This window comes from Streptomyces sp. NPDC014889 (assembly GCF_043081205.1).
GTDB lineage: Bacteria > Actinomycetota > Actinomycetes > Streptomycetales > Streptomycetaceae > Streptomyces.
In genome coordinates this window covers 15,073-37,982 of sequence record NZ_JBIBWH010000027.1, presented here as the reverse complement: position 1 = coordinate 37,982, position 22,910 = coordinate 15,073, and the positions used below count along the sequence as shown (strand labels likewise).

General features: G+C 69.1%; 16 protein-coding genes and 7 pseudogenes. 12 read left to right on the top strand and 11 right to left on the bottom strand.

The window, feature by feature from the left end:
- Positions 1-576: 576 nt before the first annotated feature.
- Complete coding sequence (locus ACF09J_RS34605; protein ID WP_392309422.1) at positions 577-1,479, bottom strand: helix-turn-helix transcriptional regulator; 903 nt, start codon at positions 1,477-1,479, stop codon at positions 577-579.
- A 227-nt stretch (positions 1,480-1,706) separates the two neighbouring features.
- On the opposite strand from ACF09J_RS34605, the gene ACF09J_RS34600 reads away from it, so the two are divergent.
- From ACF09J_RS34600 to ACF09J_RS34580, 5 genes and pseudogenes are all read left to right on the top strand, one after another.
- Complete coding sequence (locus ACF09J_RS34600) at positions 1,707-1,943, top strand: carboxymuconolactone decarboxylase family protein (protein WP_392309421.1); 237 nt, start codon at positions 1,707-1,709, stop codon at positions 1,941-1,943.
- A 217-nt stretch (positions 1,944-2,160) separates the two neighbouring features.
- Positions 2,161-3,161, top strand: a pseudogene (locus ACF09J_RS34595) (zinc-dependent alcohol dehydrogenase family protein); the annotation flags it as partial.
- Positions 3,162-3,286: 125 nt separating this feature from the next.
- Positions 3,287-4,054 (top strand): glucose 1-dehydrogenase, encoded by a 768-nt coding sequence (locus ACF09J_RS34590; RefSeq protein WP_392309420.1) that lies wholly within the window; start codon positions 3,287-3,289, stop codon positions 4,052-4,054.
- 97 nt (positions 4,055-4,151) lie between these two features.
- A complete protein-coding gene (locus ACF09J_RS34585) occupies positions 4,152-4,526 on the top strand; it encodes a DUF2255 family protein (RefSeq protein ID WP_392309419.1) in 375 nt (124 codons plus the stop codon).
- 28 nt (positions 4,527-4,554) lie between these two features.
- Positions 4,555-4,662, top strand: a pseudogene (locus ACF09J_RS34580) (ArsR family transcriptional regulator); the annotation flags it as partial.
- Positions 4,663-5,099: 437 nt separating this feature from the next.
- On the opposite strand, the pseudogene ACF09J_RS34575 reads toward ACF09J_RS34580, so the two are convergent.
- Both ACF09J_RS34575 and ACF09J_RS34570 read right to left on the bottom strand, forming a co-directional pair.
- Positions 5,100-5,585 (bottom strand): annotated as a pseudogene (locus ACF09J_RS34575) (TrmO family methyltransferase).
- A gap of 406 nt (positions 5,586-5,991) precedes the next feature.
- A complete protein-coding gene (locus tag ACF09J_RS34570) occupies positions 5,992-6,444 on the bottom strand; it encodes a GNAT family N-acetyltransferase (RefSeq protein ID WP_392309418.1) in 453 nt (150 codons plus the stop codon).
- A 418-nt stretch (positions 6,445-6,862) separates the two neighbouring features.
- On the opposite strand from ACF09J_RS34570, the gene ACF09J_RS34565 reads away from it, so the two are divergent.
- Positions 6,863-7,687 (top strand): hypothetical protein, encoded by an 825-nt coding sequence (locus tag ACF09J_RS34565; protein ID WP_392309457.1) that lies wholly within the window; start codon positions 6,863-6,865, stop codon positions 7,685-7,687.
- Between the two features lie 25 nt (positions 7,688-7,712).
- On the opposite strand, the pseudogene ACF09J_RS34560 reads toward ACF09J_RS34565, so the two are convergent.
- From ACF09J_RS34560 to ACF09J_RS34550, 3 genes and pseudogenes are all read right to left on the bottom strand, one after another.
- Positions 7,713-8,088: pseudogene (locus ACF09J_RS34560) on the bottom strand (DUF4440 domain-containing protein); the annotation flags it as partial.
- 500 nt (positions 8,089-8,588) lie between these two features.
- Positions 8,589-8,729 (bottom strand): hypothetical protein, encoded by a 141-nt coding sequence (locus tag ACF09J_RS34555; RefSeq protein ID WP_392309417.1) that lies wholly within the window; start codon positions 8,727-8,729, stop codon positions 8,589-8,591.
- Between the two features lie 862 nt (positions 8,730-9,591).
- Positions 9,592-10,293 (bottom strand): hypothetical protein, encoded by a 702-nt coding sequence (locus ACF09J_RS34550; RefSeq protein ID WP_392309416.1) that lies wholly within the window; start codon positions 10,291-10,293, stop codon positions 9,592-9,594.
- A 428-nt stretch (positions 10,294-10,721) separates the two neighbouring features.
- Between ACF09J_RS34550 and ACF09J_RS34545 the strand changes: the two are divergent.
- From ACF09J_RS34545 to ACF09J_RS34535, 3 genes and pseudogenes are all read left to right on the top strand, one after another.
- Positions 10,722-11,039 (top strand): annotated as a pseudogene (locus tag ACF09J_RS34545) (IS5/IS1182 family transposase); the annotation flags it as partial.
- A 7-nt stretch (positions 11,040-11,046) separates the two neighbouring features.
- Entirely contained in the window at positions 11,047-11,316 is a 270-nt protein-coding gene (locus ACF09J_RS34540) for a hypothetical protein (protein WP_392309456.1), read from the top strand.
- A gap of 243 nt (positions 11,317-11,559) precedes the next feature.
- Positions 11,560-12,585 (top strand): annotated as a pseudogene (locus tag ACF09J_RS34535) (transposase); the annotation flags it as partial.
- 32 nt (positions 12,586-12,617) lie between these two features.
- Here the strand turns inward: ACF09J_RS34535 and ACF09J_RS34530 are convergent.
- The 3 genes from ACF09J_RS34530 to ACF09J_RS34520 all read right to left on the bottom strand — a co-directional run bounded on the left by ACF09J_RS34530 (position 12,618) and on the right by ACF09J_RS34520 (position 16,307).
- On the bottom strand, positions 12,618-12,944 hold the full coding sequence (locus ACF09J_RS34530) for a hypothetical protein (RefSeq protein WP_392309455.1): 327 nt from the start codon (positions 12,942-12,944) through the stop codon (positions 12,618-12,620).
- Between the two features lie 87 nt (positions 12,945-13,031).
- Positions 13,032-14,660: a flavin monoamine oxidase family protein gene (locus ACF09J_RS34525; protein ID WP_392309415.1), complete on the bottom strand. Its 1,629-nt coding sequence runs from the start codon at positions 14,658-14,660 to the stop codon at positions 13,032-13,034.
- Between the two features lie 213 nt (positions 14,661-14,873).
- The gene (locus ACF09J_RS34520) at positions 14,874-16,307 is read right to left on the bottom strand and encodes an APC family permease (RefSeq protein WP_392309414.1); all 1,434 of its coding nucleotides are present in this window, start codon (positions 16,305-16,307) and stop codon (positions 14,874-14,876) included.
- Between the two features lie 290 nt (positions 16,308-16,597).
- On the opposite strand from ACF09J_RS34520, the gene ACF09J_RS34515 reads away from it, so the two are divergent.
- The gene (locus ACF09J_RS34515; protein WP_392309413.1) at positions 16,598-18,034 is read left to right on the top strand and encodes an aldehyde dehydrogenase family protein; all 1,437 of its coding nucleotides are present in this window, start codon (positions 16,598-16,600) and stop codon (positions 18,032-18,034) included.
- Between the two features lie 321 nt (positions 18,035-18,355).
- The gene (locus ACF09J_RS34510; protein ID WP_392309412.1) at positions 18,356-19,768 is read left to right on the top strand and encodes a M1 family metallopeptidase; all 1,413 of its coding nucleotides are present in this window, start codon (positions 18,356-18,358) and stop codon (positions 19,766-19,768) included.
- Between the two features lie 486 nt (positions 19,769-20,254).
- Here the strand turns inward: ACF09J_RS34510 and ACF09J_RS34505 are convergent, their stop codons facing one another.
- Together ACF09J_RS34505 and ACF09J_RS34500 are read right to left on the bottom strand one after the other, a co-directional pair.
- A complete protein-coding gene (locus ACF09J_RS34505; RefSeq protein ID WP_392309411.1) occupies positions 20,255-21,172 on the bottom strand; it encodes an NADP-dependent oxidoreductase in 918 nt (305 codons plus the stop codon).
- 790 nt (positions 21,173-21,962) lie between these two features.
- Entirely contained in the window at positions 21,963-22,379 is a 417-nt protein-coding gene (locus ACF09J_RS34500; RefSeq protein WP_392309410.1) for a hypothetical protein, read from the bottom strand.
- 370 nt (positions 22,380-22,749) lie between these two features.
- Between ACF09J_RS34500 and ACF09J_RS34495 the strand changes: the two are divergent.
- Positions 22,750-22,854 (top strand): annotated as a pseudogene (locus ACF09J_RS34495) (AraC family transcriptional regulator); the annotation flags it as partial.
- Between the last annotated feature and the right edge of the window lie 56 nt (positions 22,855-22,910).

Here is a 22,910-nt window from a genome sequence, read left to right as displayed (position 1 = left end):
GCGGGAACGATCCACGGGAGAACGACCCGCCGAGGACGCGGCCTGACCGGCGCGGGGGGGGGGGCGGGGGGGGGGGGGGGGGGGGGGGGGGGGGGGGGGGCCGCCCCCCCCCCGCCCCCCCCCCCCCCCCCCCCCCCCCCCAACTCCCCACCCTCTGCAAGGAAGGACTCCATGAGCCCCGATGCGGCCTCGACCGCCCGCGTGCTCGTCATCGGCGGCTCCTTGGCCGGACTGATGGCCGGGGATCGCGCTGGCCAGACAAGGCCGCGAGGTCACCCTCCTCGAGCGCGCTGCTCGCCACCGGCCGTCCGGTGCCGCGCTGTCCGTCAGCGAGTCGGCGCTGCGTCCCATCCTCGGCCCCGAACAGGCCCGCGCCGCCGTGCGCATGGCCGCGCCACGCGATGCCCATGCCGCCGCCGACGTCCCCTCGACCTGGGCGGGCGGGCCTGTACGAAGGGTTGTGCCGGGCCGCCGAGAACGAACCCCGCCTCACAATGCACCACCACGCCTGAAGCCTGAAGACTCGCGCATCACAGAGCGAGTGGCGGAGACCCTCACGTGCTGCCGGGCGAACGCTCAGGGCCGGTGTGTGGCACCTTGGTCGTTGGTAGGTTCGCTGGCCGGTTGGTGGTTCCCGTCGAGTGTGGCGGCCCAACTGGCGAGGAGTTTGAGGCCGTCAGCCGATGGGGTGCCGGGTTCGGCGCTCATGGCGGTGAGGGTCAGACCGGGGTCGGTCGGTACGGGCAGCGCTTCGAAGGCGAGGGTGAGGTCGCCGACGGCGGGGTGACGGAAGCGCTTGAGACCGGTGTGGTGCAGGCGCACGTTGTGTGCGGCCCACAACGAACGGAAGTCCTCGCTGCGGGTGGAGAGTTCGCCGATCAGGTCGCTGAGGTCGCGGTTGTACGGGTCCTGTCCGGCCTCGGTACGCAGGAGGGCTGCGGCTGCGGCCCTTTGGTGGTCCAGTTCGGTCATGTACTGCTCGGCGCCGGGGTTGAGGAACTGGTAGCGGGCCATGTTGACCGGCCGGGCGGGGTCCTGGAACAGCGGCCAGTACAGGGCCTTGCCGAGACGGTTGGTCGCGAGGATGTCGAGGCGGCCGTTGCGGATGAAGGCGGGCGCGTCGGTCATCGCGTCGAGGAGCTGTTGCAGGGCGGGCCGGATGGGCTGTGCCGTGCGGCGGCGTGCGGGCCGACGGGTGGTGCTGGCGGTCCGGGCCAGGTCCATGAGGTGGGCACGCTCGGATTCGTCGAGCTGCAGCGCACGGGCCAGGGAGTCCAGGACAGCTTCGGAGGTGCCGGAGAGGTTTCCGCGTTCCATGCGGGCGTAGTACTCCGCGCTGACCCCGGCGAGCATCGCGACCTCTTCGCGGCGCAGCCCCTTGACCCGCCGGTGACCGGCGGCCGGCAGGCCCGCCTGCTGCGGCGTGATTTTCGCGCGGCGGCTGGTGAGGAACTCGCGGACCTCGCTTCGGTTGTCCATGTCTTCGAGGCTACGACGATCGCGGCGCGTGAGGGGCGCCCTGCCAGTACATGTAACAGCGGGTCCTTCCGCACGCGCGTGACCTGCCGTTTCATCGATACCAGGCCAGCAGACGGCCGCCCCTGCGCCAGGTGGCACACACCGCCCGGGGAAGGCGGAATGGAAGGCGATGCCCTTCCCCGCGAGTACGGGAACGCCCTGGGCCTGCGCACGGAAAGGAGTCAGTGATGGCGGAAGACAAGCAACCCGAAGGGCCGCGTCAACAGTCCGGGGACCTTGCCCCCGCACTGGCGGGATACAGCGAGGAGGTGCTGTTCGAGCAGGTGTGGGAGAAAGCCGACCTGTCCCCGCGCGACCGGAGCCTGGTCACGATGGCCGACCTGATCACCGGCGGCTGCGGCGAACCACTCGCCTTCCGCCTGGGGAAAGGCCTGCGAGAACGGGCTCAGCGACAAAGGAGCTGATCGTGCCGATCACCACATGGCGTTCTACGCCGGATGGCCCAAGGTCATGTCCGCGCCGCAGTGTCCTGAGCGACGACTGATTCGCCCTACCGCCCTCTACCCCACGGACGACGAGTACTCGGGCCCCCGCCGCCCCGCCCGCCCCTCCTGACCTTCTTCGGGCGCCCGGAACCATCCAGCGCCCCGCACTCCTCCTCTCGCGATTACGGAAAGAATCATGCGCGCAACTGTGCTTCATGCCCCCCGCGACGTACGGGTCGAAGACCGGCCCAAGGCCGCCCTCCAGCAGCCCACCGATGCCGTGATCCGCACCGTCGCCACCTGTGTGTGCGGCTCGGACCTGTGGGACTACCGAGGCATCAACGAGATCGCCCAGCCCACGCCCGGCGGCCACGAATACGTCGGCATCGTCGAAGAGGTCGGCAGCGAGGTGACGAGCCTCAAACCCGGCCAACTCGTGATCGGCTCGTTCTTCGCCTCCGACAACACCTGCCTCAACTGCGAGAACGGCTACCAGACCAACTGCCTGCACCGCGAGTTCGTCGGCGGCTGCCAGGCCGAGTACGTCCGCGTCCCGCTCGCCGACGGCACCCTCGTCCAGTCCCCGGCGAGGTGGCCGAGGAGCACATCCCCAGCCTGCTGGCCTGCTCCGACGTGATGGGCACCGGCTGGTACGCGGCTGTCGCCGCCCAGGTCAAGCCCGGTGACACCGTCGCGGTGGTCGGGGACGGAGCGGTCGGCCTGTGCGCGGTCATCGCCGCCAAGGAACTCGGGGCGACGCGAATCATCGCCATGTCCCGCCACACGCCGCGCCAGCAGCTGGCCCGCGAGTTCGGCGCCACCGACGTCGTCGCCGAGCGCGGCGACGAGGGCGCTGCCCGGGTCAAGGAGCTGACCGGCGGCATCGGCGCCGACGCCGTCCTGGAGTGCGTGGGCAACCCCGAGTCCATGCAGCAGGCCCTGCACTCCACCCGCCCCGGCGGCCATGTCGGCTTCGTCGGCGTCCCGCACGGCGTGCAGATCGACGGCGAGAAGCTGTTCTTCTCCCACGTGGCCCTGCGCGGCGGCCCCGCCCCGGTCCGCGCCTTCCTGCCCGACCTCATCGAGCGCGTCCTTGCCGGCCGGATCAACCCGGGCAAGGTCTTCGACCTCGAACTCCCCCTGGAGCAGGCCGCCGAGGGCTATCGGGCCATGGACGAGCGCCGCGCCATCAAGACCCCTCCTGCGCCCCTGACCAACCATCGGGCACATCCGCCGCGCCAAGAAGGGCGGCTGACACGCCCCCTGCACGAGGCGGTGCCCCGAACGCCGGCCCGCCTGCCACAGAGATTGGACCCCTGAGCATGAACCCGCAGTACAACTTCCAAGGCCAGGTCGCCCTGGTCACCGGCGCGGCCTCCGGCATGGGACTGGCTGCCGCCCGCGCCTTCGCCCAGGCCGGCGCGGCCGTCGTACTGGCCGACGTGAACGAGGCTGCCGTGCAGACGGCAGCGAAGGAACTCACCGACGCCGGGCACCAGGCCATCGGTGTGGTGTGCGACGTCACCGACGAGGACCAGGCCGCCGCCATGGTCCAAAGCGCGGTGGACACCTACGGCCGCCTGGACATGGCCTTCAACAACGCCGGTATCCAGGTCCCGCCCTCGGACGCCGCCGACGAGACGGCCGAGAACTTCGACCGCGTCAACGGTGTCAACCTGCGCGGCGTGTGGGCCGCCCAGAAGCACGAGCTGCGCCAGATGCGCACCCAGGGCTCCGGCGCGATCGTCAACTGCTCCTCCCTCGGTGGGCTGGTCGGTCTGCCCGAGCGCGCCGCCTACCACGCCTCCAAGCACGGTGTGATCGGCCTGACCAAGAGCGCCGCGGTCGAGTACGCGCCCAAGGGCATCCGCATCAACGCCGTCTGCCCCGGCGTGATCGAGACCCCGATGGTCGCCGACATGCTCGAGGGGCAGGCCGAGGCGATGGCCGCGATCACGAGCGAGCAGCCCATCGGGCGCCTCGGCCAGGCCGAGGAAGTCGCCGCCGCCGCCCTGTGGCTGTGCAGCCCCGGCGCCAGCTTCGTGATCGGCGTCGCCCTGCCCGTCGACGGCGGATACACCACCCACTGACCGCCCCTCCAACCGGGGCACCTGGCGCCGGGGTGCGGCACGCACGCACCACCGCACCCCGGCGCCGGGCCGTCCCCGACCCGTCACGGAGACCATCATGAGCACCTGGGACCAGGCAAGGCTGCGCTCGTTCGCAGCAGCAGACGACCTGCACATCTCACCGTTCCGCGAGGACGGCGTCACCTACGGCACCCCCACCTGGATCTGGTCCGTCATCACGGGCGGTGACCTCTACGCCCGCCCCTACAACGGCCCCGACTCCCGCTGGTACCGGGCCGCGATCACGCAGCAGGGCGGACGCATCCGCATCGCCGGCACCGAGTACCAGGTGCGCTTCGAATCCGCCGACGGCTCCGTCCTCGACGCCATCGACGACGCCTACCGCACCAAGTACGCGCCCAGCCCATACCTGGAGCCGATGCTTGCACGCGGCCCCCGTTCGGCGACCGTCCGCATCACCCCCGCCCCGTAAGCGGCTCACGCCAAAGGAGCTTCACGCGCTGTCGGACCCGATCCGGCTGCGAGTGCTGTCGCTGATCGCCTCCCACTAGGGCGGCGAGGCGTGCGTGTGCGACCTCATCGGCCCGTTCGACGTCTCCCAGCCGACGAGGCGACCTTGGTGGGTGGGTGGCTGGGGGAAGAGGGCGGGCGGGCCGACGACGTGGCGGATCCGGGCGCTGTCGCGGATCACCGCTGTCATGGCCGGCGGGCAGTGCGGGGCCTGCCGGTGCTGGCCCGGCCCGCAGAGCCGGTAGCTTCGCTCGGCCACTCGGTTCTATGGGGTCGTACTTCCCACCCCGTCGCACCTCGGCCCCAAGGCCGTAGCAGCTCACCGGCGCAGTCAGCTGACCGAAGCCGTCGCCCATCTACTGCTGATCCGCGGTGAGCAGACGGCTCCACCAGGTGGAGCCTGGCCGACCGTCGCCGTCGGAGACACCGGGTGATGAGTGCCTGCCGACGCCCTGCGCAACAGCTGTGATTGGCGCCCGCTCGGGCGGCTACGTCCCAGCCGGCCGCCAGTCTCAGGTGCAGAGGATGCCCCGAGTCAGCGTTCGACGGCGTCCCCCCAGTAGTCCTTCAGCATCTCGCTGGGCCACGCAGGCTGAGTGAGGGTGCCGCACGGCAGGAACTCGTTGAAGACCGCCACCAGGTCCGCAACCAGCGTGCCGTCGTCGGCGTCGAGGTCGGTGACGTACAGGTCCCGTCAGTCGACGCGAAGCAACCGTGGGAACGAGGCCGCGATGCGGGCCGGGCGCCGGTGGTTGTGGTGCACGAAGGTGCCCGTGGCCAGCCGTGCCGGGTTGTCCCGCGGGCTGCACACGTGGAGGGCGACGTCTTCGGGAGAGCCGAAGTTGAAGAACCAGGTGACCTGGAGGTGCGAGAACTCCTCGGCACACTGCAGGGTCTCCTCCGGGTACTTCAGGCGCAGTCGAATGATCGACTCCACGCCGCCCTTGAAGTCGCCGAGCCGCCCCTTGCGGCCTCCGACCACGCCGGCGATCACCGGCACCTCGATGGACTTTGTGGACACTGGTTCCCCCTTCTCCGCTCGCGGCACGGCGAGGCGGTCCACCACAGCATGCCCGCCTTCACCACCTTGGCGCCATCAGGTTCCCGCGCAGTTCCTCGAGCTCCTTCGTCACAGGCATGAACGCCGGCGAGTTCGCCCCGGACGCGCGCCTGACCTGAGCTCTACCAAGGCCGGGCACAATCATGGTTGGACACAGGACACCGTTGGCGAATCCGGGGGCGAGCACGACGAGGTTGTGTCAGTGTCGCTGCACGCCAGGAAGATCGACGGGACGCGGCGGCGATCAGTAAGGCCACCGACGAGCGGAGCGCGGCACTGAAGGCGCCCCCTCATCCTCGCGGCAACGTCCCTCCAGCCGATGAACCGGAATCGAGATCACCGCTCTACTGCGATCCTCCCCGAGGGCCTACCTCCACTCGGTACATGACCTTGCCGTCGTTCCGCCGGGCCCCGCGCGCCTCATAGAAGGCGAGGGCCGTGGCGTTGTCCGTGTCGGCGGTCCACTCCGACGGGAGCAGCCCAGCCCGGCGGCGGCTGCCTGCACGGCGTCCATCAGCTCGGCGCCGACCCCGTGCCGCCGGTACGGCACCCTGACGAACAGCTCCTTCAGGTAGAGGGAGACCTCGGCGCCCGCAGCGGGCCACAGCCAGCTGTAGGACGCGAATCCGAGCGGCTCGCCGTCGTCCCACGCGCGATAAGGACCGTGGCCACAGGGACTCGGCCCAAGCAGCCCGGATCTGCTCCGGGGCACCCGGAGCGTTCTCGTCCTCGTAGTGCGCCTCGACCTCGCCCAGCATCCGTGACAGGTCCGGACTCCCGGCGCCGCCTGCGCCTCCAGATGCTCGTGATCCCCGGCCATGCGATGTGGCAGCCGGAGGGACCGCCGGCGCCCAGCCCGCAGACGCAGCAGCCGTAGCGGCACTGTCAAACGCCACGTCCACGAAGACAACTTGTCTCCCCGGGCACGACGCACGCCCCCATCAACCCAATGGCACGCTGGCGTACATCGCAGACAGCGTCGGCCTCCCAGACGGCCCGGCGCAGCAGATGCTGCATGCCGTGCGGGCCAGCGCAGGGGCTCAACCCGTTTGAACCGGCCCGCGATCCGCCCCATCAGGCCCTCGAACGCCACCCGCCAACGCGCGGGATCTATGCTGTGACCTGCGGCCACCGTCTCTTCGTCAGTCCACACAACTCACGTTGATCAACGGTGGCCGCAATCAGTTGCCTCGGGCAGCCCGGGCAAGCTGTCGGTGGCAGCTGCTACGAATGCCGACATGACCGATAACGACATCATCCGCAGGATCCGAGAGCAGGATGCGGCTGGCGAGTTGCCGCCACCCGCGCCGCCGGAGGCCGTGGCCGAGCTTGAGACCGCAGTGGGGCATCCGATGCCGTTGCTCCTCAAGCGGATCTATCTCGAAGTCGCCGACGGTGGGTTCGGCCGCTGGGGTGAGGCTTTGTCCCTCACTGACACGACCTACAGCTTCAGCGACAGCGGCCGGCTACTGGAAGAGTACTTGGGCTGGCGGGGAATCCCCAACCATCCGCCGTCTGTTGTACCGCTCCTGACGTGGGGCTGCGCGATCTGGTCCCTCGTCGACTACAGCACCCCAGAAGGCCGCATGTGGGGTTGGGATCCCAACGAACGATGCCCTGATCACGGGCACGCTCTGTTCTCCGAAGACGTCATACTGGCCGAACGGCTCTGCGGGTGGCTGGACGGACACTCGGACTTTTCCGCAGGCGCCCGCCGGCCCGTACTGCACAGATTGCTGAAACCGCGGCACCGCCATGCGGCTGCCTCCCGAGGCCGCTCTGCCAGGCCCCCTTGCGCGCCTTACAAGCCGTATCTCAACCGGTCATGGAACGTGCGGGTCGAACAGGTTTCCCGCCGGGGTGATCTACCGGCGGTACGCGCATGGAGACAGGGCATCTCGGAGCTCGGGGATGCGGAAGGCCCGCCTGGGGCTGCTTGTTGCCCGGCGTTGAAAATGCCGACGAAGGAGGCGTTCACGGTGCCGCCGAGTTGTGACGGCGGCGCCCCGCCGGTGGGTGTTCCGGCGGGGCGGTCGTCGGCAAGGTGTCGTTTTCGTCGGTGAGGTGCCGGTGGTCCTGAGCCACTTCGGGCGGCACTCGCGTGGCCTGGTGGTAGTACATCCGCCAGCCTGTGGCGTGGTCCCTCTTGCGCCAGATCGAACTGTGCCTGGTCCTGTGTCCGCCGAGCAGGGTCTCGAAGGTCAGATGCACCAGGCCCGGCGCGAGCAGCACTCCCGAGATCTCCGAGGGCTCATAGCGGGGACCGTCCGCCCGAACTGCCCGGATCGTCAGGCAATTCGGCGAGCATGGCCTCATATGTCCATCGCCGCCCCGACCCGCCGACCTCGACGAACTCTGGATCGAGAAGCTGCGCGGCGCGTTCCCGAGAGGCGCGGAGATGCGGGTCCATGAGCTGCAACTCGCCCGCAGTCGCCTGGTTCACATCGTCTGTTGCACCGTCCATGGACGTATCCTCACCGGACTCACGGTTCCCGCCGCAACCGATTTCATCTGCCCCCACGTGGGGCCATCCCCAGATCAGCTTGGCCTTCGGCAGCGCCCATGCACGCGGGCTCGAAAACTCAGTCGCCGACGACTCACTCACGGCAGCGCGGGCGGCGGCCTCGTCGACGAGGTTCTTGCCGGTGGCGAACGCGGCGACCAGAGCCTGCAGGGAGAGGTTGTTGACCGCCCGCGGGTATCCGCGCGGGGCAGCCAGAAAGGCGAACAAGTACGTCTTGCGGCCGTCGATCCGCGGCCCGTGCAGGGCGTCAGCGCCACACAGTTCGTTGGGCCGGTCGGTCTCGAATCGGCCGAAGGCGCCAGATGGCTTGGCCGCCCTGAGCGCGACCAGGCCGGTGCGGTGGAACATCTGTTGCAGAGTGCGCTCGTCCGGCGCCCACCCGAGCTGGGCCCGCAGAATCCGGCGGACCCGCGCGGCCGTGCGGTCCGGGTTCTCCTTCTTCAGGCCATGGCCAGCTCGACCATTTCCGGTCGGGTGCGGGGCTGGGACTGGTGCGGGGACGGCACCAGCGCATCGAAGCCGCCCTGGCGCCACTCCAGGATCCAGCGGTCCAGCCGATACGTCGGGCTCTCTCGGTCCAAACCTCGTCGTCGTTCGACACGACCACCTTCCTGGCACCTCGTCATGGACATGGATCCGCCGAGGCTGCCAGGGACAACCCGCCCAGGGGCAGAGGCAGTTGGTGTTGATCGGTGATCAACACCAGATGGGCGACAGTAACCGGCCCCGACTCGCAGCGGAGGCCAGCTGCCACGGCGACACCTTGCCGAAGTCCGGCCAGCGCGAGACGGCGGCCTTTCAGGCCCCGACCGTGGCGGCCACCGCGTCCGCGAATCCGCTCACAGACAGCGCCGGCGGGAGCGGGATCCGGGTCGGTGTCGACCAGCAGCACCGTGAAGTACACGCGAACGTCCTCAGCCCGCCGGCCGAAGCGCCGCAGCCAGCCCCGCAACGTCTCCACCGGACGCCCAAGCCGGGCGGCGATCGTCCTCACCCCCGACCCGGCTGCCTTCGCCAGCAGCGCAGCCCGCATCACATCCGCCAGGTGACCCGCCTCACCAGCACGAACACAGGAAGGAGCTCATGCGATCCCCCACAGCCCGAACAACGAGCCCGCCGCGGCCGCACCCTCACCGCGCCTTTCGCGTCCCGCAGCACCCGATGCCTTGCCCAGCCCCATGGCGCGAGCACACCCGCGCAATCCGGGCACTCGATCTCGCCCGCCTGCAGCCGGATCTCGGCCCTTCTGCATGCCCTCGCATCGGCAAGGTGTCGCCGCCAACCAAACGGTCGTCGCTCACTGGCATGCACCCGAAACTGTCCGCACACAGCATTACGTCAACTTGCCCCCGATGTCGGCACCTTGAGTGTCGTTGAACAGGCTGCTCGGCAGGGAGAGGACACCGCGGCCGACCGGAGCCGGGTACGGCTCGGGGGACCTACTCAGCCGCCGCGGCCGCTCAGGTCCAACAGCGCGTCATCGTCCGGCGGATCCACTTTCAGGGGTTCCTCGAAGGCGCTGAAGGTGGTTGTGGTGCGGAAGTCGGTGCCCTTGTACTCGACTTTGAGCAGGTAGGGCTTGCCCTCTGTGGCGACGTGGAACGTGTAGGTGCCGCCCTTGTCCTCCACGTCGGTCACCACCAGCGCGATGGCCGGGCGGCCGTCGACCTCGGTCGGTTCACTCTTCTTCGCCTTGCCGAACGCGTCGAACGACCAGGTGCAGTCGGAAAGCCCGTCGCCAGGCACCGACTCACTGGACGATTTCTTGATCCAGCGGTCCTGCTCCGCCGCACTCGGCGTCTCCTGCCCCGACCACTGATCGAGGTAGGCGCGGTTCGGCCGGATGTAGTCCGTCTCTCCGATCCGGATCTGTTCGAACGTGGCTCCTGAATCCCAGGACGACTTGACTGTGCAGGTGCTCTTGAGGTCGGTCGTCAGAAGACTGGTGGAATGTTCCCCGTCGGTGACGGTGGTTTCCCCGTCGATGGTCACTGACCTGAGCGACTTCATCGTCTTGTACTCGTCGTCGAGCAACTGCTGGGCGGAGCGCTCGTCCGTCGCGGCGTCGCCCGAGCAGCCGGTCATTGTAGCGCCGAGCGTCAGGCAGGCCGCCGTGGCCGTGACAACGGTCGAGATCTTCCCCATAGGGCTCCCAAGGTCATGGACATGATCCAATGCCGGCAGAGAGCCTACTTGATCACCGGCTCTCCGATGGATCAGTTTCGTCGTGAACGCTGAGGGATCCGACTGCTCCCCTCGGACTGCCCGACAGGGTCGCCGGCAGCGGCACCGGTTTAAGAAGCCGTCCCCCAGCCGTTCATGGAACGTGCGGGTCGAACAGGTTTCCCGCCCGGGGTGATCTTCCGGTGGTATGCGCATGACGGCAGGGCCTCTCGGTAGCTCGGGGATGCGAATCGAACCGAGCAATGCCGGGAGGCCCTGGTGTCGTTGTTGTACGCGTCCGAGCCCGGCCAGTTCAACTCGGCTGCTCCGTCGTGTGATTGCCTCGCGCACGTGTACGGCAATGCGGCCGATCATCCCGATCGGGTGCGCCGGTATCCGACCACCGCACGATGCTCGATGCGGTCCGCTACCTCGTCGACAACGGAGTCAAGTGGCGGGCGATGCCGCCGACTTCCCGCCCTGGGACCGGGTGTACGCGTTCTTCCGCCGCTGGCGCAACCACGCCCGACCGGCTGCGGACGAAGGTCCGCGAGAAGCTGGGCCGGGACGCGGAGCCGACGGCCGGGGTGCTCGACCCCCACTCCATCAAGGCGGACGCCGTCGTCGGCGCCGACAGCCGTGGCTTCGGCGGCGGCAAACTGGTCAACGGGCGCAAGCGGCACGTCGTGGTCGACACCCTCGGCCTGCTGCTGGCCGTGATGGTCACCGCCGCGGATGTCAGCGACCGCAACGCTGCGAAGGAACTGCTGGCGCAGGTGGCCCGACGCCCACCACCGCCTCAACCTCATCTGGGCCGACGGCGGCTACACCGGCAACCTCGTCGAGCACTGTCTGGCCACGTTCGCCCTGGTCCTGGCGATCGTCAAACGCAGCGACGACATGCGCGACTTCATGGTGCTGCCCAAACGGTGGATCGTCGAGTGCCTCTTCGCCCACCTGATGCAAAGTCGCCGCCTGGCCCGGCAACGCCCTCAGCCGGCGTGAACTGCCCCCCGGCGCCGGCTCGGCCAGCCGGCCGCGGGCCTGCCCCTGGCGCCACACCGGAACCTGCGACTTCGGCTGCGCCGCATCCCCAGGCGCCGACCGTGCGTCCACATCCCGCGGATCCGCGACGGCCCCCGCCTCGGCGGTGCCGTTGGCCCGGCCGGACAGCGACACTGATGAACAGGCGCAGGCGCAGGATCCCGTCGCAGGTCAGCCGGACCAGGCCGTCCGGCGTAGGCCGCTGTACGTGCTCACGGGTGCGGGCACGGCGCTACGTACGACGCGTTGGTCTGCGGAAGTGTGGATGTGCCCCGGCTGCGGCACGTACTGGCGGGTTTACCGATGCCGCAGGCCGCCGACGGGCAGCTGGTGCTGGCGGTCGACGTCAGTAACTGGCCCCGCCCGGACGCGCCGACCAGCGCGGACCGCCTGTTCTGTCACGTTTACGGCCGCGGCGGCCTGTTCGCGGACCAGTTCGTGCCCGGCTGTCAGTACTCGTTCGTCGCCGCCGTCGAATCGGGCCGGACCTCCTGGTGCCAGCTCCTGGACGCCGTCCGTCTCGGTCCGGCCGATAACGTCGCCGCGGTCACCGCCGCCCAGGTCCGCCGGGTGGTCACCGACCTGATAGAGATGGGCCGGTGGCACGTCGGCGGCCGAGACATTCGCATCGTCTTCGACGCCCCCGCGCATGGCCCACCTCCTGCGGGGGCTTCCAGTCGAAGTACTCGGACGCTCGCGCACGGATCGAGTGGTGCGCAAGCCCGTCCCAGTGCTCTGGATCTCCCCCGCCGCAGGGTGGCCGGCCCCCGATGCACGGCAAGGAGTTCGGCTCGCCAAGCCGGAGACCTGGGTCGATCCGGACGCGGCCACGGTGTAGGTCACCGACCGGTACGGCACCGCCCGAGCAGTGGCCTGGGGACCGCATCCACCCCCGCCCGACCACCCGCTCGGCATGGATCGAACACGCCGGTGAACTCCCCGTCATCAAGGGCACGTTGATCTGCCTCCGCGTCAACCGGCTGCCAGGCGGACACGAACCGCTGCCCGTCTGGCTGTGGCCGTCTGCCACCGGCCTGAGCAGCGAGGACATCGACGTGCGCAGGGTTTCGGAACCCCCGCTCGCATCTTGCCTGTCCGGTCCGTGCACCGAAACCCTCAGCTCCCGGCCCTGGGCGACCACGTGGCTCGAAGAACCGACGCCTCGCCACCCGCTTCGACGTGGGCAATGCCGCGAAACGACCCGAGACCATCACCGAGCGAAACCTGCTCAGTCATAAAGAACACGCTGAGCAATTGCGTTCTCAGGGCGAGCAGCGCGTCGAGGTCTGCCAGCTGCCGCGGTGCCAGCGAGCGACCTTGGGGCGCACGGTGTCGGCCTGGGACGCCAGGCTGTTGTCACCGTTGTGGTACGCGGCCAGGACACGGAGGTCCGTGGCGACCGTCCCGCTCTCCTTGGCGACGAGCTGGTTCAGGATGCCGCCCAGCTCGGTCGAGGTGAGCCGGCTCGCCTCGGAGACGGCGAGGGGAGTGGCGATCGAGCAGAAGGTCTCGACGGGCTCGTCGACGTCCGCGTGGCCCTCCCCAGCCCAGCGAAGAGCGCACCCGCGCCCCTGACACGCGGCAAGCACGGTGAAGGCCGGGTCACAAAGTCCGGTTGGGGTGGGGCCGTGGCCCCGGAGACTCCCTCCGGGGCCACGCCATGGTTCGTGCCGGTGTCAGGGGGCGATCTCCTTCGACACCCGCTCGCCGGAGGCGATCGCGCCGTCGAGGAAGCCGTAGTTGTCCAGGGACGTGTGCTCGCCGGCGAAGTGTACGTTGCCCTCGGTGCCGGGCTGGGCGCCCCACAGGGTCGTGTACTGGCCGACCTGGGGGCAGCTGTAGGCGCCCTTGGACCAGGGATTGAGGTACCAGACGTCGCGGTATGCCCTGCCGTTGTAGGCGGCCGTCACTCCAGGGAAGATCGGCTCCATTCCGGTCAGGAAGGTGCTGACCTGCGCTGCCGGGGCGGTGCCGAAGGCCGCTCCCGTCCAGCCGCTCGTCACGGCGGAACCGGCCGGGAACTGGCACAGGACGCCCTGGGGCAGGGCTTGGCCCACGCTGTCGTCCCAGACGGTCTGCAGGGTGTCGGGGTTGGCGTAGGCGACGCCGCCGTACTTCTGCGCCACCCACGGCCGGCTGGTGAATTGCACGTGGAGCTTGGCGTTGGTGCCCAGGTCGAGCTGCTGGATCGCCTGGGTCTTCCGCGTGGAGAATCCGGCCCTGGTGAGGTCGCAGTCCCGCAGTGTCATGAACGGCAGGGCCAGGACCACCTTGTCGGCGGTCACGTCGGAAAGGGCCAGACCGTCGCTGAAGGTGCAGGTGACCGTGCCGTCGGCGTTGGACCGCAGTGCGGTGAGCTTCTTGCCGTACTGCACCGTGCCGGGCGGCAGTTGGCTGATCATCCCGGAGACGAGCTGGTCGTTGCCGCCGACGATTGAGTATTTCTCGTCGTCGCCGGCGAGGGGGGTGATGGAGCCCGGTGTGTTCCAGCCCAGCAGGTAGATCAGGTTCAGGGCGGACTGCCGGCCGGGGTCGAGGCCGTACTCGGACAGCACGTTGGACTGCATGAGCTTGGCGAACCGGCTGCCGAGGCCGCCGGGGACGTTGGCGGCCAGCCACTCGTCGACCGTCATCAGGTCCAGTTGGCGGCCGCGGGCGGTGTAGTTGGCGTAGGTCTGCGGATAGGGCGCGGCGGCAAGTTCGGCGGCGAACTTCGGCTGCACCGCCTTCCAGTCGGCGTTGGCGTCCTTGGTGCTGTAGAGCGCCCCGTCGATCCAGTACTTGTCCCCGTAGGGTGACGTGTTGCCGCCGCTGACGACCCGCAGGGTCAGGCCGAGCGACGCCGCCAGGTTGCGGGCCGCGGTGTGGTCGGTGTTGATGAAGGCGCCGCCGTGTTCGACGACATGGCCCGCGTCGAAGAAGTCACGCAGGCTCCAGCACCGGCCGCCGGCGCGGGAGTTGCCCTCGTAGACCGTGGCGGCGATGCCCTTCCTGCGGTACAGGTCGTGGGCGGCCCGCAGACCGGCCAGGCCGGCTCCGACGACGATCACTCTGGGTGCGGTGGCCGCGTTGGCCGCCGGAGCCTGGAGCAGCGAGCGGACGCCGAGCCCGCCGGCCGCGGCGACCGCCAGGCCACCCGCGGCACCGCGCAGGAACTGCCTGCGGCTCGCGCCCTCGGCAGCGGCGGCGGCCCGCCTGCCCTGGATCTCTTCCACTGGCACGCCGGTGCGGGCCGCTTCGTGGTGTGCCGAGAACATCGCGCGCATGTGGGTGCTGAGACGGGTGCGACCCTGGAAACCTGCCATGCCGAAGTCCTTGCCTGTGAAGAGGAGCGGTGAGTGGCGGCTGCGAAGCACGAACCCGCCGGTCTGGGGACGCGTTGGGGGGTTGGGTGGTGCGTGACGCCGTGCGTACGGCACGGCTCGGGACGGGAGCGGGACGCGGGATCCGGCGGAAAGTCCGGAGGAGGCGAGTGGCGGTGCGACGACCGCCACCTGACGGTCACAGCACCGTGCAGTTCAGAGGCGAGGGACTTCCTCCCCCTCCTCGGGGATGGCGGACTCGTCGGCCGGTTCCTGGGCGGCCCGGTCCTGGACGCGGCGGCGGTACTCCCACAGCACGACCGCCGCGGCCAGTACGCCCAGGGCGATGGCCAGTTCCCTGAAGCCGCCGTAGCCGGTGATGGAGAAGCCGGTGGCGCCGACGACCAGGATGACGGCCAGCAGTGCGGTGAGGAACCAGGCCAGCGGCACGAAGACGTCGGGAAGCCGGATCGGGCGTGCCAGGTCGGGGCGGTCCCGGCGCAGCATCGCGAAACCGGAGATCGCCAGGATGTGGGTCAGGATGTAGCCCAGGTTGCCGGTGACGATGATCGCCAGCGGTGTCTTGAGCACCACGAGCACGATCACGTTGATCACCAGGGCGACGGTGAGCGCGCGAGCGGGCACACCGCGCCGGTTGAGCACGCCTACCTGGCGGATGGTCACGCCCTGTCGGCCCATGTCGTAGAGCACCCGTGAGCCGTCTGCCAGTCCGGTGATCATGATGAGCAGCAGTGAGGCGATGAGGAACACGATCATCAGGTCGGCGGCGCCGCCGACCAGGTCGTGGAAGGCGCCGACGTAGAAGGCGGTGGGGTCCTGGCCGATCTTCTTCTCACCGACGTAGCCGGAGAGCGCCAGCGGCAGCACGATGAACACGCCGAGGCAGAACAGCACTCCCGCTCGCAGCGCCCGGGAGGTGTCCCGCACGGTTTCCTTGTACTCGGGGGCGAAGGTCGCGCACACCTCCACGCCGAAGGAGGTCCAGGCCATGATGTACAGCCACACCAGGGCCTCGCGGAGCCCGCTCGTGCCGTGCAGGTTCCAGTGCAGGCCGGCCGTGCTCCAGTCACCGGAGAGGAACGGCCCTACGATGAAGACCGCGAGTGGGATCAGCAGGATCCCGCCGGTCACGTAGACCACCCACATCGCCGCGTGCAGGCCGTACATCGCGGCCGCGTACAGCAGTCCCATGACGACGAGTCCCACCACGATCGGCAGGCTCAGCTCCGCCACGCCCAGGTCGAGCGTCCAGGTCTGGCCGGGGAACCACTGCGCCTGCACCAGGGAGCCGATGATTCCCGCGTACACCGACAGGGCGGTCGTCCAGGGAAGCCAGTAGCCGATGCCGGCCAGGGCCCCGACGACGGGGGCGCGGCTGCGCCAGCCCTCGGTGGCATAGTGCGCGATACCGCCCGAGGAGTCGGGGAACATCGCGGCCATCTCGGTGTAGATCCAGTTGGTGGCGGTGGCCAGCACCATGGACACCGTCCACAGGGCGATCGCGCCCCATGCGCCGAGCCCTCCGATGGAGGCCCCGAGGGATGCGATGAGCGCGGCCGGCATGGTCAGTGACATGGCGAAGCCGTCGTACCAGCGCATCTTCTTGGCAAGGGCGGGTTGCTCGGACATGGGTGTCTCCTTCGGACGGAGAGCGGTGACAGAGCCGGGTGGAAGAGCCGGTTGGGAAGGGCCGGTAAGGGAGAACGGGGAGGCGTGCCCGCGGCAGAGCCGGGCCCATGAGCCCCGCACCGTATGGCCACCGATTTCGCAGTGTCAATGGCTTGAGCCCACTGATTCAGCAATCAACGGGCCTTTGAATTGCGGGTTCCGGCCTATTGACAGCCTTTCATTGCTCACCCGATGGTGTGGGCACCACTCTTCCGCCGCGCTCTCCCCGTTCCGCACCAGAAGGGTTCTTCATGTCTGCCGTGCACCCGTTCTTCGTCAATGGCGACTACGCCGACAGCACCGGTACCGAGACCTACGACGTCATCAGCCCGGTCACCGGCGCGCACATCGGTACCGTCCCGCTCCCCTCCGCCACGGACCTGGACGCCGCCGTGAAGGCCGCGAACGAGGCACAGCAGGCCTGGGCCAGGGTCAACGTCTGGAAGCGTGCGGAGATCTGTCACCGTGTCGGCGACGCGCTGTCCGCCCGGGTGGATGAACTGGCCCGTCTGCAGACGCTGGAGCAGGGCAAGCCGCTCGCCGAGTCGGTCGCCGACGTCGAGGAGGCGGCGCAGCTGTTCCATCTGCACGCCGAGGACGCGGTGCGGCTGCACGGTGAGACGATGCCGTCCACGGACAGCACCAAGCGGATGTGGACCTTCTACCGGCCGGTCGGCACCTGGGGCATCATCACGCCCTGGAACTTCCCGCTGCTGATGCTCGCCGAGTTCGTCGCTCCCGGCCTGGCCACCGGCAACGCGCATGTCGTCAAACCGCCGGCGAACACCCCGCTGACCGTGCTGAAGGCCATGGAGGCGATGGTCGAGGCGGGAGTACCGGCAGGCCTGGTGAACGTCCTGCCCGGCGAGGGCGCGACCGGGGACATGCTCGTGCGCCACCCCGGTGTCGACGCCATCGGTTTCATCGGCTCTTCCGCGACCGGCGCGAAGGTCGCGGCCGCCGCCGGGCTCAAGCGCTCCCTCATGGAGTGCTCGGGCAACGGACCGCTGGTGGTGCTCGCCGACGCCGATCTGGACGCGGCGGCCCGCGCCGCGGTGTACGGCGCGTACCTGTGCTCCGGGCAGGTGTGCTGTGCCACGGAGCGGGTGGTCGTGCACGCCGACGCGCACGACGGCTTCGTCGAGGCCGTGCTCCGCGCCGCCGAGGACGTCGTTCTCGGCGACCCGTTCGACGCGGCGACGAACCTCGGCCCGCTCAACAACGAGGGTGTCGCGGCCAAGATGGACCGGCACATGGCCGACGCCCGGGAGCGCGGTGCGCGGATCCTGCTCGGCGGGCAGCGCCGCCCCGGTCAACCCACCGATTTCTACTACGAGTTCACCGTGGTGGACGGGGTGCCCGAGGACAGCCTGCTGTCCCGTGAGGAGTCCTTCGGCCCGGTCGTGCCGATCATCACCGGCGCCAGCGACGACGAACTGCTGAGGATCGCCAACGACGACGAACTCGGCCTCCAGGGCGCGGTGTTCACGCAGAACATGGCCTCGGCGTACCGGTTCGTCGAGGAGTTGGCCGTCGGTCAGGTCGTCGTCAACGACAGCACCTGCTTCTGGGACGTCAACATGCCGTTCGGCGGTGCGGGCAACCGCGGCACCGGCTGGGGCCGGATCGGCGGCAAGCACACGCTGCTCGACATGTCCGACCTCCGCACGGGCGTCATGAGCCTCTGATCCGGACTGGGACCGGCCCGCTCCGCGGGGCTGTCCGATCGCCTCGAACGTGGGCATCACGGCCTCCTCCGAGCGCTGTCGGGTGCCGCGGCTGAAGGACGCCGGGAGCCTCCAGGTGGTAGGCATCGCCAACCCGCTGACGGGTTGGACCGGCTGGCGGTGATCGGCATCCGGGTACGGCCCGGTACCGGCTCTCAGCGGCCCGCCAGTAACCCAACCCTCCTGGTTACACCGTTCGTTGACAGACCCGTTCGGCGCCGGTTTCCCAAGGTGAACCGACCGGCGAACTGCTCCCGCCACTCAGCGTCCTGAAGGAGAGACATGGCATTTCGACGATTCCGCGCGGCAACGATCGCGGTGACGGCCGCTGTCGCGATGAGTTTCATGCTGGTCACCCCCTCCGCTGTCGCTGAGACCCGAAGAAGTGCGTCCGAGGCGGGTGCTCCGGGGGTGGGTGACCCGTACTTCCGGTATCAGGGGAACGGCGGGTTCGACGTCCGGCACTACGACATCGCGTTCTCTTATGATCCGGCCACCCGGCGCATGAATGCGACCACCACGGTCACGGCGGTCGCGACCCAGAAGCTTGACCGGTTCGACCTCGATTTCCGGGGGCCGGACATCTCGATGTTGACGGTGAACGGGACGACGGCCGGGTTCCAGCGGGACGGGCAGGAACTCATCATCACGCCGGGCTCGAGCCTTCCTTCCGGTCGGGTGTTCACGGTAGTCGTGAAGTACGCGGGGGTGCCTCCGGTCATCACCGACCCGGACGGTTCGATCGAGGGTTGGGTACCGACCGACGACGGCGCCTTCGTGGTCGGGGAACCGCAGGGGGCGCCGGCCTGGTTCCCGGGCAATGACCACCCGACCAACAAGGCGACGTTCACCTTCCACGCGACCGTGCCGGAAGGCACGACCGCGGTGGGCAATGGCCGATTGCTCTCACAGACCACCGCCTCCGGTTGGACCACGTTCGTATGGGATTCCACCGAGCCGATGGCGACATACCTCGCCACGGTGACCATCGGTAAGTTCGAGATCACCGAGTCGACGACACCCAGCGGGATCCCGATCTACACGGCAGTGGACCCGCGGCTCGTCAAACGGTCGGCCGCTGCCGTCGCCCAGATTCCGGACATCATCGACTACTACCGCCAGACCTTCGGCCCCTACCCCTTCTCCTCCACCGGTGCGATCATCGACTACGCGCCGAACGTCGGCTACGCACTCGAGACACAGACCCGGCCGGTCTTCTGCGACGTGCCGTCCAACGCCGTCGGGACCATGGCGCATGAGCTCGCCCATCAGTGGTTCGGTGACAGCGTCTCGGTGCGGCACTGGAGTGACATCTGGCTCAACGAGGGGTTCGCGACCTATTCGGAGTGGTTGTGGAGCGAGCACACAGGCGGGATGACCGCGCAGAAGCTATTCGAGCAGGCGTACGCCGGCGGCAAGCAGAGCTTCTGGAAGATCACCATCGCCGATCCGGGCGTCGTCGACATGTTCAGTGACCCGGTCTACGACCGAGGCGCGATGACCCTGCACGCACTGCGGGGGAAGGTGGGCGACGCGGCGTTCTTCCAGATTCTCCGGCAGTGGGTGCAGGCCTACCGCTACGGCAACGCGACCACGACCGATTTCATCAAGCTCTCGGAGAAGGAGTCGGGGATGGACCTGACGAGCTTCTTTGGCGTGTGGCTCTACCAGAAGGGCAAGCCCACCACTTGGTGACGCCGTGGCGACGGCCGCACAGGCGGCATCTGCAGGCCTGCGATCAGGCGATCCCACGCCACCGGCCTGCTGATAACCGCGGACCTGCGGGCGGCTCGAACAGCTACCGCTAGCGAGCCTGGAAGGCCGGGCTCGTAGACGCCGAAGGGGATGGCTGTCTCGCCCCCATGCTCGCCCACACGTTCCTCGTGGTGATGGCCGTGCAGGAACGCGAAAAGGGGGTGACCAGGCCGACACACCCGACCTCGTGGACCTCACGCCGGCCGAACCGCTACCGAGACGACCGCACGTTTCCCTGCGCCAGCTCTACTACGTGCTCCTCCGCGACGGCATGCTCGCCAAGACGGAGCGCGACTACAAGCGAATGTGCGAGTACGTCGGTATGGGCCGCCGCTCGGGCCCCGCATTCCCTGGGACGCGACCGCGACGACACCCAGATCGCCGTGGAGGCGCCGCCCTCCTTCACCGGGCCCGCCGCCCGAGTCCTCACGGACAAACGCGGATGATCGTCTTCCCCTGGCGTCGCTCGGTCGGATTGAGGGCGGCGACGGCATCGTCGAGGGTCGCGACGTTGCCGATGTTCGTCCGCAGCCGTCCGTCCCGCACCCGCTGGACGATCTCACCCAGTTGGGCACGATCGGACTCGACAACGAAGTCGATCGCCAGGCCGTGGGCGGGCCGCGCCTCCGGCGGCCCAACGACGGTTACCAGTGTTCCTCCAGCCCGGATCAGGCCTGCGGATCGCTTCTGGATGTCTCCGCCGATGACGTCGAAGACCAGGTCGACGCCGCCGACGTCTTCCAGGGTGTCGTTGTCGAGGTCGACGAACTCCATTGCACCGAAGTCGAGTGCCTTCTGACGGTCAGCGGCACGTCCGGTGCCGATGACGTAGGCGCCGAACTCACGGGCGAGTTGCGTCACCATCGTCCCGACTGCGCCGGCCGCGCCGTGCGCGAGGACGCTCTGCCCTGCCTGGAGGTGGCCGTGCTGGAACAGTCCCTGCCACGCGGTGAGGCCTGAGATCGGAAGGCTGGCACCCACGGTGAAGTCGACGTCGCCCGGCAGCGGCGCGAGGTTGCGTGCCCCGACGGCCACGGACTCGGCGAGGGTGCCGTCGCGATGCCAGTCGGTGAGGCCGAACACGCGCTGTCCCACCGAGAGACCCGTCGTGCCGTAGCCGAGGGCGGTGACCACTCCGGCCAGCTCATGTCCGGGGATCGACGGTGTTCGGTCGCGGTCGAGGCGATCGGTCCAGGTCGAGGGCCACGCCATCTCGGTCGGGACGAATCCCGACGCATGAATCCGAACGACGACATCGTTTATGGCCGGCTCCGGCTCGGGCCGCTCCGTCAGCGTCATCCCGGCCGTTCCTGCGGCCTGGTCCGTCACCACAATCGCTTTCATCTGGACACCTCTCTGTATCAGTCCTCGCCCGCACGGCGCTTACGGTTCATGAGTGTCAGTGGTGTCAGACCTCGGCGTCCTACCCCGCTGATCGGCACAGGTGTGGAGCGAGGGCATCGTTGTCAAGCGCTGCTTCGAACCGGCTCACCGCTTCCCCGGCACAGGCGCACGACTGCGGCATCTGCTCCGCCCATCGCGGAAGAGTCGGTGATCGCGTTGTTCGTGTCGGTTGGAGGGGGCAACTGTCATCCGCTTCCGGTCAATGCTCGTCAAGTCGCGTGTACACACTGACATGGTCACTGCTCCTCGGCTTGATCGCACGACGCGCAGTGCCCCCTGAGCGAGTCAGGCCGCCTGCAGTTCGAGTGCATTACGCGGGAGGCACCAGACAGGGGCGGGCCGTTGTCCGTGGCGGGCCCGGCCCATGTTCACCTCGCAGCGTCAAGGGTGGCGGCATACGCAGGCGCGAACGCCTGGGCGGCATCCTCAACGAGTACAAACATGCCACGTGGCCTGTACGGACGAGGTATCCGGCAAGCGCAACGTCAGGGCAGTCGGCACGCCGTACCACAGTGTCTCAGGGTGCTCGGAGGGCTTCCAGCATCTCGTCTCCATGGCGAAGGTGTCCTTGCCGCAGAGGGTTCGTGGTCCAGTCGTGTCGGGGGCCCTGGCGCGGCGGGCGCCGCGTGCACCCGGCGGATGAGCCGTTCCTCACCACCCGGTACATGGGTGGCCTTCGCCTTGTCGACCCTCCTGGCACCTGCCCACCCCTGGGGGTGCAACACGGCCGTCACCCTTGTGGCACGGGCAGGGGGATTTTCAGCCGCACACGCCTTGCGCTCGCCGACCGTTGGGGTCGGCGAGCGCAAGGGCGGGCTGTGCGGGATCTGGCGAGGAGCGCTGCGTAGGCCCGGGCGTGGGTTCGGTCGGCGATCCTTGGTGGTCGGCGGCGCAGCACAGCGATCACGGGCAGCGCACCGATCAGGAGGGCCGCGGCGGCACGGAGGTCGACAGTGCCGGCCAGGTGCGCCTGTACGTGCGCGATGACGGGAGTTGCGGAGGTGCACAGGTAGACAGCGGCGGCCGGGAGCGCGATGGCAAGAGTGAGGGGGTTGGCGAGGGCGACCGCCACCTGCATTGTCTGCCCAGCCCGTCTCATTGCCGGACCCGTCATGACACTGCCTCTCACGCCGAGGAAGGCTGCCACCGCACCGATCGGCGCACCGAAGCCGGTCGGCAGCCGCCTTGGCCCGCCGGTCGTCCTCTCCTGAGCACAAGCGCGTAGGATCCTCGGCGCAGGAGCAGGTCGGCGAGGGTGAGCGCACCGTACACGACGAACGCCCACCTAACCGGTCCGGACGGCGCGTGAAGCGCGGCGAGCGCGCCGACCGAGGCCCCGCAAGCCAGCAACAGGACCAGCGTGCTGCTTCCGCGCAGCCTGTCGAGGGTTTGCCGTGGAGTGACGGCCGTCGCGAACCCGGCGTTCACCACCATGACCACAGCCGAGGTGGCCACGCCTACCTGGCGGCCCCGGACGTGACCGTCACCCATGCCGCGTGGGCCGCTCGGACGGCCATGAAGTCTCAGGTCGCCTTTGCTACGCCTCGCCTGCGGCGTTCACCGCCGCCTTCACCCGCGCCTTCGGTGCACCGCCGTCCCGGTTTCACCGCTCGTCACCGTGACGACCTGCGGGGCCTGTCGTCAGACAGGGTCATTCTCAGGAAAGGCTCACTGTGCT

Excerpts from the sequence above, each read along its gene's own strand:
- ACF09J_RS34605 (WP_392309422.1), bottom strand. The coding sequence starts at position 1,479 with ATGGACAACCGAAGCGAGGTCCGCGAGTTCCTCACCAGCCGCCGCGCG.
- ACF09J_RS34600 (WP_392309421.1), top strand. The coding sequence starts at position 1,707 with ATGGCGGAAGACAAGCAACCCGAAGGGCCGCGTCAACAGTCCGGGGAC.
- ACF09J_RS34590 (WP_392309420.1), top strand. The coding sequence starts at position 3,287 with ATGAACCCGCAGTACAACTTCCAAGGCCAGGTCGCCCTGGTCACCGGC.
- ACF09J_RS34585 (WP_392309419.1), top strand. The coding sequence starts at position 4,152 with ATGAGCACCTGGGACCAGGCAAGGCTGCGCTCGTTCGCAGCAGCAGAC.
- ACF09J_RS34570 (WP_392309418.1), bottom strand. The coding sequence starts at position 6,444 with ATGGCCGGGGATCACGAGCATCTGGAGGCGCAGGCGGCGCCGGGAGTC.
- ACF09J_RS34565 (WP_392309457.1), top strand. The coding sequence starts at position 6,863 with ATGACCGATAACGACATCATCCGCAGGATCCGAGAGCAGGATGCGGCT.
- ACF09J_RS34550 (WP_392309416.1), bottom strand. The coding sequence starts at position 10,293 with ATGGGGAAGATCTCGACCGTTGTCACGGCCACGGCGGCCTGCCTGACG.
- ACF09J_RS34540 (WP_392309456.1), top strand. The coding sequence starts at position 11,047 with ATGTCAGCGACCGCAACGCTGCGAAGGAACTGCTGGCGCAGGTGGCCC.
- ACF09J_RS34525 (WP_392309415.1), bottom strand. The coding sequence starts at position 14,660 with ATGGCAGGTTTCCAGGGTCGCACCCGTCTCAGCACCCACATGCGCGCG.
- ACF09J_RS34520 (WP_392309414.1), bottom strand. The coding sequence starts at position 16,307 with ATGTCCGAGCAACCCGCCCTTGCCAAGAAGATGCGCTGGTACGACGGC.
- ACF09J_RS34515 (WP_392309413.1), top strand. The coding sequence starts at position 16,598 with ATGTCTGCCGTGCACCCGTTCTTCGTCAATGGCGACTACGCCGACAGC.
- ACF09J_RS34510 (WP_392309412.1), top strand. The coding sequence starts at position 18,356 with ATGGCATTTCGACGATTCCGCGCGGCAACGATCGCGGTGACGGCCGCT.
- ACF09J_RS34505 (WP_392309411.1), bottom strand. The coding sequence starts at position 21,172 with ATGAAAGCGATTGTGGTGACGGACCAGGCCGCAGGAACGGCCGGGATG.